Consider the following 16,759-nt stretch of genomic DNA (forward strand, 5'->3'; position numbering starts at 1 on the left):
AGCAGGAGCGCTCTGTTCAAGATCATGCTGGTGGCGAGCGTGGTGATAGCGTTCGGCTCGGTCTATTTCGTCGTGGCATCCTCCAAGCAGGACTTGGACGAGGAGACCCGCTGCCCGAGCAAGGTGACGAGCGTGACGGTGCTCCTCGTCGATGTCACCGACCCCATGAACACGCCCCAACGGCAGGACTTCTCAAACCAGCTGACAAAGCTGAAGAACTCGATCCCGCGCTACGGGCAGTTGATGGTGGCGAAGGTGGATGCGACCAAGGACAGTCTGCTCACGCCGGTGATCACCCGTTGCAATCCCGGCACCGCCAACGACGTGAGCGCCGCGACCGGCGACCCAGACGCTACCCAGAAGGACTGGGAGGAGAACTTCGACAAGCCGCTGACACAGGCGTTCGAGAGGATCGCGACCGCCAGCAACGCCAACCAATCCCCCATCCTCGAGTCCATCCAGTCGGTCGCGCTGACGCAATTACAGAAGCCCGGCCAGGAAGGACTTCCAAAGCGTCTCGTCGTCGCCTCCGACCTTCTCCAGAACACCGGTGACGTCAGCTTCTATCGGGGATTGCCGGACGCGCGGGAATTCACCGATGGGGCAACATTCCGTCGGCTTCGCACAGATCTTCGCGGTGTCGATGTCGAGCTGTGGATGCTCGAACGCAGCGACGCCGCCTCGACGCAACCGCGGTCTCTTGCCGACCTATGGGACAACATCATCGGCGCCGAGGGTGGGACAGTGCGCCGCATCTACAACGTGAGCGGGTGAATGAGCGAGATCGAGACCCACCAGCGGGACCTACTGGAGGAGCGCGGCTGGATCGACCGCTGGGGCTTCCTGCTCTTCGCCTTCGGCGGCGCGGCAGCCATCCTCATCGTGAAGTATCTGGGCATCTCCCCAATCATCGTCGCGGCCGGTGCTGCCATCGCGATGCTCGGATACGCCTATGTCGTCCAGACCACCGGCACCGGACGGCTCCGCGCCGATCAGGCCGGCGACAACTGCTACTATCTCGGGCTGATCTACACCCTGACCAGCCTGGCATACGCCATCTTCTTCTTCGACCCGGCGAACACGGCAACCACCATCGTCCAAGGTTTCGGCATCGCGCTGGCCACCACGATCATGGGCCTGGTGCTTCGCGTGTTCTTTAACCAGAGCAGAGTCGATCTGGTCGAGACTGAGGACACGGCCCGCGTCGAGCTCGCCGACGCCGCCGGTCGCCTCAAGGCCGAACTGCAGGCCATGACCGTCAGCATGAACGACTATGGCCGGGAGACGCGGCAGGCATTGGTGGAGCTGCGCGAGCACATAGTGGCTTCGCTTGTCGATGTGCAGGAACAGGCGACCAAGTCGATAGCCGATGCATCCGCTGTGGCTGGCACCGCCATCAGCACGATGGCGACCAACGCCACCAACACGACGGCGGAGCAGGCCAACGCGACACTGGCCAGCGCCCGCCGCCTGACGGCTGCGACGGAAAAGGTCATCACTGGCATCGAGGAGCATGTCGATGCCATGGAGGACATACAGGATTCGACCAGTGCGATCGCCGAAAGCCTGAAGTCGCTGGAGGCCGCAGCGGAGAAGACCCAGCAGAATCTCGCCGAATTGGCTGGCCGGGCCGAGCAGCTTGCGGAGACGCAGGGGGCACTCGGCGAGACCGGGAGGAAGCTGCAGGAGGTCGTCGAAGAGGTGGCTAAGCACATTGTCGGCTTCGACGCCTCCACGACACGTTTCGAGGAATCGCTTTCGGCGCGTCTGGCGGAGGTCAAGACCGTCCCCGCAGACATGGCGACCAAGACCTCCGATGCCTTCATGCGTGCTACGTCCGCCATGGAGGAGCAGTTTCAGCTGATCTCGAAGGCCCACCAGACCTTTGCCGAAGACCTATCCCGCAAGGCGGAGGCGGGCGTGGAAAGGCTAGAGCGGCACAATGCCGCGCTCGAGCGTGAGCTGGATCGCTCGCGGGACAATGTCGCCAAGGTGCATGGCGCGCTCGTCGAAATGACGGGCACCCTCGTAAATCGCGTGCAGGCTACCAACCCGTGAGCGACCAACAGCTGGACCTGCGCCAGGACAAATCCTACCGACGCGGTCTCGTCCTCGGCCTCACCATGGCCGAGATCATGATACTGCTCCTGTTCGTGCTGCTCATGGCGCTGGCCGCAGCGCTCCAGAATCGCGATGCTCGCATCAAGGTACTCGACAGCGGTGGGGCGTCCCAGCTCGTCGAGGAACTGCAGCGCGCGTATCCCGACGCCAAGGATTCCAATGATTACTTCAAGGAACTGAAGCGGGCCATCGAGGCCAGGAAGCGCGTCGAGGCGGGCGCAGTCGACAGCAAGCACCTGCTGGAGGACGCGGAGGTCGGACGTCAGGTCAGGGAGGCCGCCGCCGCCAGCGGCGTCAAAGACCCCGAGCGCTTCGTGAAGGAGGTGGTCGCCGCCTCGTCCAAGGGGAGAAAGGGACAGTGGCCGCCCTTCTTCAGCCTGAGCGAGGCCGGTGGCTACTTCTTCGACAGCGGCAAGGCGACGCTTCGACCTGAGTTCGAGAGGAACCTCAAGGCCGAGGTCGTCCCTATGCTTGCCCGGAGCGTGGCAGACTACGACGTCGATGTCGTCGAGGTCATCGGGCATACCGATGAGGTCCCGATGTCGGGGTCGAGCAACCTCGATGCCGCACTGATCCCGGCATCGGTCGGGCGGACTCCCATCGGCGCGCTGCGCTCCACGGACAACGCCGGTCTTGCCATGGCTCGGGCGGTCGCCGTGGTTCACCTACTTCGTGCCGACTCTCGACTGCGGAACGTGGCGATCCTTCCCCTGTCCGGCGCGCAGATGATCGTGCCGGTCGATAAGGTTGCGAACGGGACTGCAAGGGGTGATGACCAGCGCCGCCGTCGCATCGAAATCCGCCTTCGGAAGTCGACGCAGCAGGCGTCGCCGACCATTCGGAAGTGACCATGGATCAACTTGATGCTAACCTTCTGGAACTTCGCCAGCTGATCAAGCGCAGTGATGAGAGACAAAATTCGGTCATGCACGGGGATCAACAGGTGCTACCTCCGCCATCCTTGGAAACGGCGCCAGCTTCCCTGTCCGTAGAGAGGCGGATCAGGCCATACGAACCAGTACCTCGCACGTGGTTTGCACGAATGTTCGGCGGCAGGAGCTGATGAGGCGCCCGACACGCAGATCCCGGCGGCGCATTCATAGTTGGCGAAGTGCAGATCGACGAGGGCGTATAGGTCCCGCGGAAAGACTGGCGCTGGTGTGCGTGTCGCTGATTTTCATCGGAGTGTTCGTCTTCACCTACATGGCGACTGAAGCTGGTCGAGTCCGTTTTGAGTCGTCGGCCAATGCGTCGACAAAGGCGGCGGCGGTGATGAATCGCGTCGACGCGTCCGATATGTCTGCTGCATTGACTATGGCGAGAAGCAAGATTGGCGGCGGTTCTCTATCGAATGCCAATGCCAAATTCTCCATTTGCCATACAGGCGGTGGCATCAACTGTGTCGTGGATGGCGATACGGCTTGGATCGTTGGTGAAAAAGTGCGGGTCGCGGATATCGACGCGCCGGAAACGCACCCGCCCCGGTGTTCATTAGAAGCAAATTTGGGCGAGAAAGCCACCAAGCGACTGGCGGAATTGATGAACGACGGCCCGTTCGATCAGATCGTAGTTGACAGGGATCGTGATCGATATGGCAGAAAGCTCCGGGTCCTCACACGCAACGGCAAATCCTTGGGTCAGCAGCTAGTGGCAGAAGGGCTCGCGAGATCATGGGAAGGTCGGCGGCGTCCGTGGTGTTGACTGCCCTCAGGTTGCGACAGTTGTCATGAGTGGAACTGGCTTCGCGACCGCGCTCCGATGGCAGAAATCCTGCGACCACTTCCTACTTCTCGTCCGTCAGATCGGCCCGTGCCATCGCTACTCTCGTAATGAGCAGCCTTAAACCACACTTCAGATCGTTTGTGAATCCACGTTGTCAACGCGACCTAGATCATGGCTGCCAGTCCGTCATCTGGAGCACGTTGCCGCCGAGCTTCTGAAACGCGCGCTGGCGGCAGGAGAAGACGATGATCTGCTGATCGCGCGCTTGCCGGTGCAGTGCGTCGAACATGCGCTCGATCCGATCATCGTCCGAATAGACGAGCGCGTCGTCGAGGATTACCGGTGCGGGTCGCCCGTCGCGCGCAAGTAGGCGCGCAAAGGCAAGGCGCGTGAGGACCGACAATTGTTCGCGCATGCCGCCGCTGAGGCGATCAACATCTTCCTGCAGACCCGCGCGCACGATCGTCTGCGGTAGCAGCGTCTTATCGTCGAAGGTGATTGTGACATCGTCGAAGAGCAGACCGAGCAGCGGCCGCAGCTCGTTCATCACCGGCTTGAGATAGAGATCGCGCGCGCCCGAACGCGCCGCCTCTAACGCCTGCGTCAATCGCGTCAGCACGGCGACTTCCCGTTCGAATGCCGAAACGCGTGTCTCGGCGGCGGACAAAGCATCGGCCGTCTCACGCCATGCCTCCTCCACCGCCTCGTCGGATCGCGCGGTAATGCGGGCGTTCAATCCAGCGATGGTCTCACGCAGCTGCTGGATTTCAGTTGCTGCCGCCTGCTCGACGGAGCGCACCCGGCGCAGCGACGCATCAGCCGCGTCCAGATCGAGCGCTTCGGCGCTCCGCTCCTCGAAATTCCGCTGAGCATCCGCCAGCGCGGCATCGCGTTCCGCGAGACGCGCCGTCAGATCCTGCCCTCTCGCCTCTCGCTCGTCTAAGGGGCCGATGATCGCGACCACTTGCTCGTCGCGCGTCTGCAGGCGCGCGAGCACAGTCTCCGCCTTGATGAAGGCCTCGTCGGCTTGGGCTCGGGCAGGTTCGGCCGCGCGTATCGCCTGCGCGGCCTCGCGCCGGCGCTGCTCTGCTGCGTCACGGGCGGCGCGTGTTTCGTCGGGATCGGCCTTCAACTCGTCCGGAGATGGATCCACGCCGGCTAGCGCGGCCACCGTCTCGCGCAACGCATCCAGCCCCTCGGGCGCGATGACCTTGAGTTGCGCCCGAGCTTCGCTGGCCTGCGCCTCGATCGACCGGGCAAGAACCTGCTGGGCGCGCGCCGCCGCCAGATCAGCGACCCCCATCGAAGCGAGCAAGGTCCTGCGCTGCGTCTCGGCGGCGGCAAGACGGCCGTCATCATCGCCGGCGGTGTGGGAGCGCAGCGTGATCGTACCGATGCCCGGCGCGACGAGCTGGGCGTGGTCGTTATAACCGCGCTCCTCGCCGTCGCCCAGCGTCGCGCCGCCCATCGTTACACGTGCGGAGGCGGAGGCATCATAGGCGACCGTCACGGATGGACGCGCGGCATCCTGCACCGCCCGGATGCGGGCGATCTCGACATCCAGATCGGCAAGCTCGTCGATCGCGCCGTCAGGCAGCCGGACGCTGGAGAGTTGCGCATCGCAGGTTTCGATCGTGCCGCGCATCGCTTCGGCACTCTGTAGCCGCTCCTCCCACTCCGCACGTCGCGCAGCCGCCTCACGCGCCTTGATCGCCGCATCCAGCAGGACGAGCAACTCGCGTGCCGCCGTTTCGTCCGCCTCGGCCGCCTCGATCTTTGCCTGCGCCCGGGCGATCGCCTCGCCAGCCGACCGCCGGCGCTCAACCGCCTCGTCGCGGCGGCGATGGGCTTCGCGGCTATCCTCCGCCACCTGCCGCGCTTCGACAAGCGCCTCGTCGAACTGCCGATGCTCGCGCGAGGCGGTATCGCGTAGTTCGCACGCCAGACCGAGCTGGGCCTGCGCCGCCTTCAGCCGCTCGGCCTGCGCGCGGGCGGCATCGAAGGCGATTTCGGCGGCATCCACCGCTTGCTTGCGGGCATCGCGCGCATCGCGGCTTTCCAGCTCGGCAAGCCGACGCTGGGCGGCGCCTCGCCGGTCGAGTTCGTCACGCAGGGTGATCACTTCACCAGCCAACCGCTGTTCCTCTGCCGCCAGCCGGTCGCGTGCATCGATCGCAGCGGCATAACGGCCGCCGGCCTTGGGGCGACCAGTGGCGGTTACAAGTTGCCCGGCAGCCTCCCCGGCTGCGGCCATGATCTCGGCCATGCGCCGGCCGCCGGTCATCGCCTCCACTTCGCCCTGCACGGATTCTAGCAGGCTGGTTCGGACCTGCCGGTCGCTCTCTTCCTCGGTCCGGCTGCGCGGTTCGATGCCGGTGAGCCCCTGGCGGACCCACAGCAGGCCCGCCGGCCCGCCGACGCCGCCATGGATCAGCGTCGCGATGAAATTCTCCGCCTCGTCTGTCTGCGCGATCAGACGTCCGGACGCGAGATCCACGACCCTGGCGAACTTCCCCGAATAATATTGCTTAGTGATCCTGTAGCGGGCATCGCCGACGATGATGTCAGCCTCGATCAGCGGATTGCCGCCGCTATAGGGGCGCAAGGCACGCACGCCGCCAGCGGTGCTGGAATGCGGCTGGAAGAACAGCCCGTGCAACGCCTCGAAGCTGGTCGATTTGCCGAATTCGTTGGCGGCGCACAGCACGTTGACGCCGTCGCCGATTCCTTCGATCGCCACGCCGCGCCCGGCGAACCGCTTGACATTGTGGAAGCGGAGCGCTGCGACCTTCATTGCGATACCTGCTCGACATAGCCGTAGAGACGGGCCAGCGCGGCGACGGCGATCGCCCGGTCAGCGGACGAGCGACCCGCATCTTCACTCTCGGCGAGCAGAGCGTCGGCCGCATCTCGCAGGGCACCGGCGCGATCGATCCGGTCGAGATCGCCGACGTCGCATTCGGTTGCCAGTCCGGTCTCGTCAAGGTCGAGCCACGCGAAATCGGGGGAGACGCGTTCGATCCCGGCTGTCAGCACGGTGCGAGCGGCAAGCCCGGTGCGGCCGCTGGCAACCACCCGGGCCAGCGTCTGCCGGCGATCCCGCAGATCGGGCAGCAGCGCATCGAGCGCCGCATCCGGATCGTCTTCCGCCAGCATATGAAGGTCCAGCGTGCGCCAGGCAAAGCTCCCGGTGGGGACCGAAGTCACCGCGGGTATCGCGCCGACTCCTGCGATATCGACCAACAACGCCGTGCCGGATCGATCATGTTTGAACCGATCCTGTTCGGGCGAGCCACTATAGTGGGTGCGGGGATCGACCTCGATGGCACCGTGCCAATCGCCCAGCGCGAGATAGTCCAGCCCGGCGCGGCGCGCACGATCCGGGGCGATTACCTCCGCGCTGATGGCGTCTTCGGAAAAGCTCTGGATCGCGCCATGGGCAAGGCCGATGCGGATCGCGCCATCGGCGGTGGCTGCGCCATCCATCCATTCGCTGAGATCGCGACCCGGCCGCCTTGTCGTGCAGGGTGCAGGCAGAAGGACCGCGTCGCCCGCCAGATCGATCGGCTCTGCCCGTGTCGCCAGCACGACATTGTCCGGCGCCTCGCGGGCCAGCAGCGTCCACAATTCGGTCGCTTGCAGTGAATCGTGATTGCCCGGGAGGATGACCCAGCGGATCGGCGCATGATGCGCCATCTCGGTCAGCGCCTGTCGCCGGACATCCGCAGCGGGGGTCTCGGTATCGAATGTGTCGCCCGCCAGTAGGATCGTGTCCACCCCGTTCAGGCGCGCCTGTTCGGCCAGCTTGCCGAGCACCGCGTGGCGGGCCTCCCGCAGGCGGCCGGGCAGATCGCCAGAGAAGTTTCCGAAGCGCTTGCCGAGATGCAGGTCACTCGAGTGGATGAAACGCGCCATGCTCACTCCACCTCAGGCATGGCGGGATCGATCGACGCAGCCGCGCCGTCTCCACGCCCGCGCGCGATCGCTTCGTCGAGGCGAGCGCGCGATCCGGCTGCCAGCCGCTCGACCCCCAGCATGCGCGCCAGCTCGCGCGCAGGATCTGGCTCCTCAAGCAGGTCTAGATTATCGCGGACGACCGCCGACAGTTCCGCAAGCGGGATATCCGGGATCGCCCGGCGTGCTTCATCGCCATGGGGAGGGCGATACGGGTGGAAATCGAGGATGGCGCCGGCCTTCCAGATGAACTCGCCGCTCGATTCCCGCGTCCGGTCATAGTCGCGCAGGTGCATGTCGATCCGCTCGCGGATCTTGCCTCCGGTACGCAGCCAGCCATGCGCGCGGGCGACGCGCTGGCATAATATATCGGTGCGCAGCGGGCTCTCGGTCTCGATCACCGCAACGACCATCGCGCGCAGCGAATCGCGATATGCGAAATCGAAAAACTGGTTCGGATCGGCCGCAAACCCCGTCAGATCGGTGATGCGATAACGGCCAACCAGATCATCTGATACGACCGAGGCCGGGGCGGGGGCGGGAGCCTTGTCGGTGATCCTGACCGGCATGACCGAGTCACAGACCTCCGCGGACACCAGCTCGATCTCGATCGGCACGGGCGCGGGCGCCACCTCATCGGTGTGCGCTGCCGCCTCGTCGTTGCGAATGCCCTCGATCCCCTCGACCTCGTGTCCCATGTCCCAGTGCGCAGTGACGCTGCTGTCCGGTTCCGCCGCGCGGCTTGCCTCCAAGAGCGCCTCCAGCGCCATGTGCAGCCGATCCGCGCAACCGGCGGCATCGTACCACCAGTCGGTCGACCAGACGCGCAGCATGTTCCAGCCGAGACCCGTCAGCACCTGTTCGCGCACCTTGTCGCGATCACGGGCAGTCGCCGCGCTGTGGTAGGACGCGCCGTCGCATTCGACCCCGGCGAGATAGGCTCCAGGCAGATCCGGGTGCCGGACACCCAGGTCGATGCGAAAGCCCGAGATGCCGACCTGCGGCACGATCTGCCAGCCCCGTTGTTCGAGCTGTGCGGCCACCGCCTCCTCGAAGGGAGACTCGAAGCCCCCCACCGAACCCGCGGTCTGGGCCGGCAACGCGATCGCGCCACGCTCCGCATAGTCGAGAAAGGTCTTGAGGTGGTTCACCGCCAGCGCCTTGGTCCGCGTCGGATCGATCTGGTCGGCGGTGAAGCCCGAGAAGACGATTAGTTCCTGCCGTGCGCGCGTTACGGCGACGTTCAGGCGCCGCTCACCGCCGTCGCGGTTGAGCGCGCCGAAGTCCATCGTCAGCTTGCCCGCCGCATCCTTCCAGAAGGTGATCGAGAACAGCATGACGTCACGTTCGTCGCCCTGTACATTCTCCAGATTCTTGACGATGGTTGCCTCGACCCGCTCATCGGCAAAGAACCATTCGAGCGCCGGCTCGTCGCGCCGGGCGACGTCCAGCAGATCGAGGATCAGCGACTGTTGCTGCGCATTGAAGGTGATGATGCCCAGCGTCGGTCGGCTCTTTTCGGGAAGCTCCAGCCACCCGCGCATGCGCGCGACCGCCTCATCCGCGACGGCCTGCGCCTCGATCCGGTTGGTCCGGCTCTTGCCGCGATCATAGATGCCGTGCGGCACCTTGCGCAGACGCACTGCCCGGTCCTCAACCTGCGGCGACGGGAAGGTCACGAGCCGGTTCTGATAATAGTGGTTGTTGGAGAAGGCGATCAGTGACTCGCTGCGGCTGCGATAATGCCAGCGCAGGTCGCGCACCGGGATGCCCGACGCCTTTGCCTCGTCGAGGATGCTCTCCATATCCCGCTCATGGTCAGCGACATCCTCGTCGTCGTCGTTCCTGCCAAAGAAGTTGGTTGGCGGCAGCTGCTTGGGATCGCCGACAATGATCGTCTGGCGCCCGCGCGCGATCGCGCCGACCGCATCCCAGGTCGTGATCTGCGAGGCCTCGTCGAAGATAACGACGTCGAACAAGGCCTGGTTGGGCGGCAGATATTGCGCGATCGAAAGCGGCGACATCAGCATGCAGGGGGCGAGCTTCGAGAAAGTTTCCGGCATCTTGCCGATCATGTCGCGGATCGACTGGCTCGGGCGCTGCAGCTCCATCTGGTAGCGCAGCAGGCCCAATTCGGAGTTGCGCGGCACGCTCTGCACCGCAGGCAGGTTGTGCGCGAGCGCGCCGATCACGCGGCCTGTGGCATGGGAGCGTACCAAATCGTCGATCTCGCGGAATTCGGCAATCGCATTCTCATGCTGGAAGCGCCGGAAATCGCGCAGCACTGGATCACTGTCCAGCACCATAGGCAGCCACCAGCGCGCATAGCCCAGCCGGAATGCCTTGCGCGCGCCCTCGGCGGACACGACTCCGGCTTCGATCTGCTCGACCAGCGCGATAAGCCCGGAAGCGATCGCCCGGTTGCGAACACGGCACCATGCCGACCAGTCGCGCAGCAGGTGGCGTGCTTCCACAAGCGCCGTCAGCGATACCGAAAGGGTGGTCAGCGCGCTCGGTGCGGCTTCGAGCGTGACATTGCGTCCCGCCGCCCTGGCGAAGCGGCTCCGCGCGTCGTCGAAGCCCTGTCGCGCCGCCAGCAGCTTGGCGCCGTCCTGCCAGAGGCGATCGCTCTGATCGCGCTCGTGCAATGCGGTCGCGATCCGCCGGGTGGCAGTCTCCACCGCGCCCGCGTCGCGACCCTCCAGACGTAGTGCCGCGCGCAGCCTTTCCGCGTGAGCGAGGATGTCGGCGATGGCGGTCAGATCGGTGTCGAGGCCAGTGAACGGAAGCGACCGGCCGGCCAATGGGCTCTTGTCGATCGCCGCCAAATGCTCCTTCATCCTGCGTAACTGGGGCAGATCACTTTCAGGGTCGGCCGCGCCGCCACTGGCATAGGTCTGGAGCAGGCGCGACACCTTGCGCTTGCCGAGCGCCGAAAGCGGCCAGAGGGACGCGTTCGCCTCGCGCCATTGGCGATCGAGCGTTTCGATTTCAATCGCCCGCACACTATCCAGCGGGAAGGGCGCGGCGAGTTGGTTTTCGGCTTCCCGATATTTGCCGATCGCGCCGGTCAATGCGGCCAGATCGCCCGCCGATCGAGGGATTTCGGGATCGAACGCGATCGAGATGTCGCGATCGCGCCCCGCCTCCATCGCTTCAGCCAGAGAGGCAAATGTCGCGATCTCGGCGCTCACAGGCTGATTGTCGGCACCAAGTCCGATAGCGCTGCGCCATGCGTCGAGCGCGCCGGCCAGCAGGTCGGCGGCGTTGCGCAGCGACTGGGCGGCAGCGATCAGTTCCTCCTGCTGAGCTGCGCCAGGCTCTTCGATGTCGACCAGATCCAGCGCGGGCCGCCGTTCGACCGATGCGAAGATCAGACCCAATTCCCCCGCCAGTTCTTCCAGAGCCGCCAATGCCGGCGTGTCGTGCACCTGCCCCCACGGCCAATCGAACTCCGGGGCCGGGGTATCCGCCTCGCGTAGAGCGATGCCCAGTGCGAGATAAGGCGTCCAGCCACTGGGCGCAGGCCTGTGCAATGCCTCTACATAGGCGTTGAGCGTATCGCGGCGCAGCTTCAGCCGCTCGTTGACGGCGATCCATTCCGCAGGATCAACACGTCCACCATGTTCCCACGCAGCCTTGAGCTGCGCCAGGAAATGGCGTCGGTCAGCCTTGCTGGAATGCAGCTCGATACACTGGTCGCCCAGCCCATGTTCGCGCAGGCGGCGATAGACGACGTCGAGGGCAGCCGTCTTTTCCGCCACGAACAGCACCGTCTTCCCGACGCCCAGGCAATTGGCGATCATGTTCGCGATGGTCTGGCTCTTGCCCGTGCCCGGCGGCCCCACGATCACGAAATCGCGGCCCGCCGCCGCCGCCAGGCTGGCGGCGGTCTGCGAGGAGTCGGACGGCAACAGGCTGATAATATCCGCCGGCGCATAGTCGCGATCGAGGTCACGCTCGTCACGGATAGCGGGCTGCCCGTCATCCGCCCCAAACGGCTTGTCCGGTGTATCGATCAGGTGGCGGACGACCCGGTTCTCGCGCAATGCCTCGGTGCGCTCGACCAGGTCCTTCCACATCAGGAACTTGGCGAAGCTGAACGTCGACAGAGCAGTGTCGTCGATGACCTCCATGCCTGGAACATCGCGCACCGCCTGCCGCATCATCGCCAGCACACGCGGCACATCGATGCCGCTGTCGTCAAGCGGCAGATCGCCACCGAACTGGGGCAGCCGGAGATCGAAATCGCGTTCCAGGAACTGAAGGAGTGTCGCGTTGAAGCGCGGCTCATCTTCATGGAAGCGCAGGCGGAAGGGGGCGGTCGCGCTGCGGCGCTCCACCTTGACGGGAATCAGCAGTAACGGCGCGCGATAGCTGCGCTCGTCCTCCGGCTTTTTCTTCCAGCGCAGGAAGCCGACCGCCAGAAACAGGGTGTTGGCTCCGCCCTCGGCGAAATCGTTGCGCACCTGCCGATATAGGTCGATCAGGCGCGCTTCAAGCTGGGGTGCGTCCAGCGGCGACGGCAACTCGTCCCGTTGCAGGGCTTCGGCTGCAAAGCCGCGCTGGAGATCGCGGCCATGCACCTCGCGATACAGGACCGCGTCGCGCTCACCTAAAGGGTTTTGCTGGGGCAATGACACGATCTGGATTGCGGCACCGTCCGCCAGTCTGTCCTCGAGATAGGCGACATCGGTGCAAAGGAACGGAATCGTCTTTTTCGATTCCGGGAAGTTCAGCAGCCGGTTGCGGAGCGTCAGGTCAAGCAGCTTCTTTTGCCAGCGATCAATGCGGCCAGCGGCGGTCGTCGGTTTCTCCTCGACCTGCATGTCCGGCAATTCGTTGAACGAGGGGGCAGCGGGCAGCGACAATGCTGCGACCGACGCGCCTTCTTCATCCCCCGACGCATCATGCCGCGATGCCTCGTGGGAGGCGAGCGGGGTGATGCCGCCACTGCGCGCGCGCCGCACATCAATTGCCGCGACGAAGGCGTGCGCCTCCTCCTCTCTCATACGATGATCGAGAGCCCGCTGCGCCATGTCCAGAGCCATAGCCGGACGATGGGTGACGCCGGTCGTCTCGAACACGATCAATTCGCGCGACGCCAGCGCCTTGCGAATCTCCATCTGGTCGGTTTCAATCGTGTTGCCCAAGGTCCGCTTCGTCAGCCAGACGCCCACCGCCGCATGGCCCAGGAACATCAGGATCACTGGATACAGGCCCGCCCCTTCCAGGGTTGCAGCGATCAGCAAAGTCGTATCCAGGCAGGTGCCAAGCCGCTCTTCTGCAATCGTGGCGGGCCGCCGCACCTTCTGCCCGCGATCTTCGAAGCTGGCCGGCGGCTCGGCGTAATGGATCCCCATCGCGGCAACAGCGGAATAGATCGCCGCCGCGAGCATGTAGCTGCGCTGCGGATCGCCCGACTGATAGCCGTCCAGCCCACTGGGATGGCCATGCTCGGCCAGTCGGTCGGCTGCGCTGCGCAGGATACGGGCGACGGCGGGGTCGTTCGGCATCACGAAGGCGGGCAGCAATTGCGCCATGTCGGTGACGCCACCCCATTCGTCACGGGCGAGCAGGCGGACCGGAAAGCGTTGCTCGTTGAGCACCGCATCGCCGGCCGACAGCCTTAAGGTGATCTCGCCGCGCTCGGCTTCGTTCAGTCCAGCAAGATAGCCAGAGTCGAGATCGACCTTGCGATCGCCCAGCGGAAGGCTGTCGCCCGGTACAAGCCGATCGATTGTCCAGGACTTGGCACGCAGAAACGCAGGTGATGAGGTGAGATCGACACGGATATTTTCGTGATGTCGTCCGTCGGCATTTTCTATCCGGATGGATCGGATGACGGGTATCGCGTTCTGATAGGAAGCATAGGTGAAGCTACCTGCAATGTCTGCGGCGACTGTCGGATCGTTCACACTCGCGCTGCTAGGATTACCCGCCATGAAATCTTGATCGTTAGAATCGCGCATAAGCCCCCCATCCAGAGGGAATCTAATAAAGCACGCTCGCTAAAAAAAGATAAAATCACGGTCTACGGCTTTGTTGAATGGGGCTGAGCAAATGACAGCTCTTTTCGGTTGATCCCGTAGATGCGGCCATTCAGATTTCTATTAGAACACGACAATTGGCACGTCATGAACGAACGGCTGTTTTTGGGATTAGCGCTCGATTGCCCAGCGGCCAAAATTACGGCGCACTGTTGGCAGTCCGTTCTGCAACGCCCGATCGGCAGCTTCTTTTAGGACCGGACTTTCATAAAGCTGCTGTAAACGACCGGCTCTGGTCGCCTGCCGCCGGAAACCTGACCGTCCGGAGCTGAGCACCGAAAATTGGCACCTGAACGGCCGACAAGGGTCGTAGTCTGGAGACGAACTGATCAGTTATCGCATAGCCCATCGCCCCGATCGCAGCCAGCCGAACCAACGTGATCATATCCTTTGATGAGCGCGCTACTCCTTGGCATCGACAAGAAACACAGGTGAGGCGTGGAAGTCTCACATGCAATTATTGTCCTCGGGTTCCGCACTGCTATGAAACGCCTCAGACGCCAGCGGGCGGAGACAGATTGCCCGAACCATCCTGGTCCGGCGTCCGGTCCTTCCAGCGGACCGAACCCAGCGGGCGATCGAGCTTGCGACGGACCAGGCGGGGCACCGGTCCCTTGTGATAGGCGGCGGCCTGACGCTCGGTCATGCGCTCCGCCTCGGTCGCGCGGGTGCGCTGGCGAAGGTAGTCAAGCCAAGTCGGGCAGTGGAAACGCTCCGTCCATAGTTCTGGCTGCGCAATGTCGCGGGCGAGCGACCAGCCGTAGGCCCCGTTGCGCTGGCGGCTGAGCTGCACCTTCTGCATGACGGCGTAGAAGGAACGAGCGTCGGCCGGATCGACCTGATATTCGATTTCGATGATGATCGGGCCGCTTCGGGGCGTGAGCTTCAGGGTCACTTCCGGATCGGCAGGCAGTTCCTGCGCTTCGGCTGCCAAGACATCGCTCGCCGGCATGGGCAGCCAGTGGCCGAACAGAGGCAGCAGAGCCAGGGCGATGCCCGAACCTAGCAGCGCCGTTTCGACGCCCCACCCGGTCGCGACATGGCCCCAAAACCAGCTGCCGAAGGCGATGCCGCCCGCGATCGCGGCCTGAAACCCCGCCAGCGCCCTTCCCGCCACCCAGCGCGGGACGCGCAGCTGAATGCCGATGTTGAAGATCGTGATGCCTACCATCCACCCTGCCCCCGCGAGGATAAGGGCGAGGCCGGTCAGGATGCTGGAGTGGCTTAATGCAATGACGGAAATCGCCAAGCCCATGAGCATTGCGGCAAGGCGGATCGTCCATTCCGCGCTCAAGGTGCGGCGGACGAGGGCGATGTTCACCGCACCCGAAACAGCACCCATCCCGAACATGCCAAGCATGATGCCATAGATTTGCGCGCTGCCACCGAGCAGATCGCGGGCGACCAAGGGCATTAGCGCCGAAACCGACCCACCCGCAACGCCGGTCAGGAAAGTGCGGAACAGTACGATCCGGATCGTCGGGGAATGAAAAATGTAGCGCGCGCCCGAGATGATCGCGCCGCTCATGCTTTCGGGTGGCAGCCGTGGCGGCACTTCAACGCGCTGCCAGCGCGCAATAACGGCGAGGAGCGGCAGGTAGAGAATGGCGTTGGCGAAGAAGGCCCCCACCGCGCCCGCGACGGCAACGATGATGCCCCCGACGGCCGGCCCGAAACTGCGGGCAATGTTGAAGCTGATGCTGTTGAGGGCGACGGCCGACGCCAACGCCTCAGGCGGGACCTGTTCGCTGACAGAAGCCTGCCAGGCAGGACCGAAAAGGGCCATGCCGCTGCCAATCACGAACGTCAGCAAGAGCAGTAGCGCGGGAGAGACAAGGCCGAGCAGCGCGAGCGTGGATAGCAGGCTGGCCCCGCCAAGGGACAGGAGCAGCGCTGCGAGGATCACCTTGCGCCGGTCATACATATCCGCCGCCGCCCCAGCTGGGATGGCGATCAGCATCACAGGCAGCATCAGGGCCGTCTGCACCAGCGCGACCATTTGAGCGGACGAGGCCATTTCGGTCATCGCCCATGCAGCGCCGACGCCTTGCACGAGGAGGCCGAAGTTGGACATTAGGCTGGCCAGCCAGATCGCCCGATAGACGGGATATCGCAGCGGGGCGACGATGCTGTCGTGGCCTGCTGCTGAAGTAGAAATCGCGCGGTTCATCCACGTCTCCATGCGACAGCTGCGGTCTATATGCAAACTGTGCCATGTGAGGAACCGTCGCTTTGCAAGGGCGCGGGAGTGGTCAAAGGCGGCAGGAGATCGTTGTTCTAGATCGAAGCCATCGGACAGTAAAAGCAATCCTCCCCTTCGATCTCTTCATTGGCACAGCCAGCATAGAGTCGTCCGTCAGGGCTAGGGCATGGGCAGTGCGGCGCGCAACGCAGCGATGGAAGAGCGGTTCGATTGCATCAAACTGTCGGTGCCGGAGGCCGACGTCCCGCTGAGCGGCCTCGGCCGCGAACCGGCCTGGGCGCTGGCCACTGGTTCGCATCGGAGGATCATTCGTTCCGAGTTCCTGCTGTCCTCCACCTATTTGCGCGCGCCACAGACGGGACAGACAATCCGGGCGCGGCCAGTGTTGAGGGCCGATTTCGGATAGCCGACCGTCTGGACCTGAGCATCGAAACTTGGCCCCTGAACGGCAAAGAAGGGTCGGCTGTGGGAAGGTAGGATTGGGCCACTATCGCTATAGCGGAATGGTCCAGAGTGGCATCGCGGAACGCCATTCTCTTTTCGCTCGGGATACCGATCGACGAGTTGCGCTGTATGCGGCCTCATCAGTAGAGTGATGCGCTGCCCCGCTGCCGGGTATGTAGGAGGTAGTTGGCGCCGCACCGGCAAGCTGGTGACGAACTTGGCAAATCCACCACCGGCGCCCTTAACGCAAAATCGGGCTCGGGTC

9 protein-coding genes are annotated in these 16,759 nt (G+C 64.3%); 5 read left to right on the forward strand and 4 right to left on the reverse strand.

Features of this window, described 5'->3' with window-relative positions; all coding sequences use genetic code 11:
- Nucleotides 1-30: 30 nt before the first annotated feature.
- From NUH86_RS18950 to NUH86_RS18965, 4 genes are all read left to right on the forward strand, one after another.
- Nucleotides 31-774 (forward strand): hypothetical protein, encoded by a 744-nt coding sequence (locus NUH86_RS18950; RefSeq protein WP_267252867.1) that lies wholly within the window; start codon nucleotides 31-33, stop codon nucleotides 772-774.
- Complete coding sequence (locus NUH86_RS18955) at nucleotides 775-2,058, forward strand: hypothetical protein (RefSeq protein ID WP_267252868.1); 1,284 nt, start codon at nucleotides 775-777, stop codon at nucleotides 2,056-2,058.
- A complete protein-coding gene (locus NUH86_RS18960; protein ID WP_267252869.1) occupies nucleotides 2,055-2,969 on the forward strand; it encodes a hypothetical protein in 915 nt (304 codons plus the stop codon). The genes NUH86_RS18955 and NUH86_RS18960 overlap by 4 nt, the downstream gene beginning before the upstream one ends.
- Nucleotides 2,970-3,285: 316 nt before the next feature.
- Nucleotides 3,286-3,822 (forward strand): thermonuclease family protein, encoded by a 537-nt coding sequence (locus NUH86_RS18965; RefSeq protein ID WP_416365383.1) that lies wholly within the window; start codon nucleotides 3,286-3,288, stop codon nucleotides 3,820-3,822.
- A 190-nt stretch (nucleotides 3,823-4,012) separates the two neighbouring features.
- On the opposite strand, the gene NUH86_RS18970 is transcribed toward NUH86_RS18965, so the two are convergent.
- The 4 genes from NUH86_RS18970 to NUH86_RS18985 form a co-directional block, all read right to left on the reverse strand.
- The gene (locus NUH86_RS18970) at nucleotides 4,013-6,637 is read right to left on the reverse strand and encodes an AAA family ATPase (protein WP_267252870.1); all 2,625 of its coding nucleotides are present in this window, start codon (nucleotides 6,635-6,637) and stop codon (nucleotides 4,013-4,015) included.
- Nucleotides 6,634-7,758, reverse strand: a complete 1,125-nt coding sequence (locus tag NUH86_RS18975; RefSeq protein ID WP_267252871.1) for a metallophosphoesterase family protein — start codon at nucleotides 7,756-7,758, stop codon at nucleotides 6,634-6,636. The genes NUH86_RS18970 and NUH86_RS18975 overlap by 4 nt, the downstream gene beginning before the upstream one ends.
- 2 nt (nucleotides 7,759-7,760) lie before the next feature.
- On the reverse strand, nucleotides 7,761-13,715 hold the full coding sequence (locus tag NUH86_RS18980; RefSeq protein ID WP_267252872.1) for a DUF3320 domain-containing protein: 5,955 nt from the start codon (nucleotides 13,713-13,715) through the stop codon (nucleotides 7,761-7,763).
- 625 nt (nucleotides 13,716-14,340) lie between these two features.
- Nucleotides 14,341-16,017: an MFS transporter gene (locus tag NUH86_RS18985; protein WP_267252873.1), complete on the reverse strand. Its 1,677-nt coding sequence runs from the start codon at nucleotides 16,015-16,017 to the stop codon at nucleotides 14,341-14,343.
- Nucleotides 16,018-16,216: 199 nt separating this feature from the next.
- Between NUH86_RS18985 and NUH86_RS18990 the strand changes: the two genes are divergently transcribed.
- Entirely contained in the window at nucleotides 16,217-16,456 is a 240-nt protein-coding gene (locus tag NUH86_RS18990) for a hypothetical protein (protein ID WP_267253043.1), read from the forward strand.
- Nucleotides 16,457-16,759 lie beyond the last annotated feature (303 nt).

The organism is Sphingobium sp. JS3065, from assembly GCF_026427355.1.
Lineage (GTDB): Bacteria > Pseudomonadota > Alphaproteobacteria > Sphingomonadales > Sphingomonadaceae > Sphingobium.

What these genes read in the sequence shown, in the direction of transcription:
- NUH86_RS18955 (WP_267252868.1), top strand. Translation starts at nt 775, where the DNA reads ATGAGCGAGATCGAGACCCACCAGCGGGACCTACTGGAGGAGCGCGGC.
- NUH86_RS18975 (WP_267252871.1), bottom strand. Translation starts at nt 7,758, where the DNA reads ATGGCGCGTTTCATCCACTCGAGTGACCTGCATCTCGGCAAGCGCTTC.
- NUH86_RS18985 (WP_267252873.1), bottom strand. Translation starts at nt 16,017, where the DNA reads ATGAACCGCGCGATTTCTACTTCAGCAGCAGGCCACGACAGCATCGTC.
- NUH86_RS18990 (WP_267253043.1), top strand. Translation starts at nt 16,217, where the DNA reads ATGGGCAGTGCGGCGCGCAACGCAGCGATGGAAGAGCGGTTCGATTGC.
- NUH86_RS18970 (WP_267252870.1), bottom strand. Translation starts at nt 6,637, where the DNA reads ATGAAGGTCGCAGCGCTCCGCTTCCACAATGTCAAGCGGTTCGCCGGG.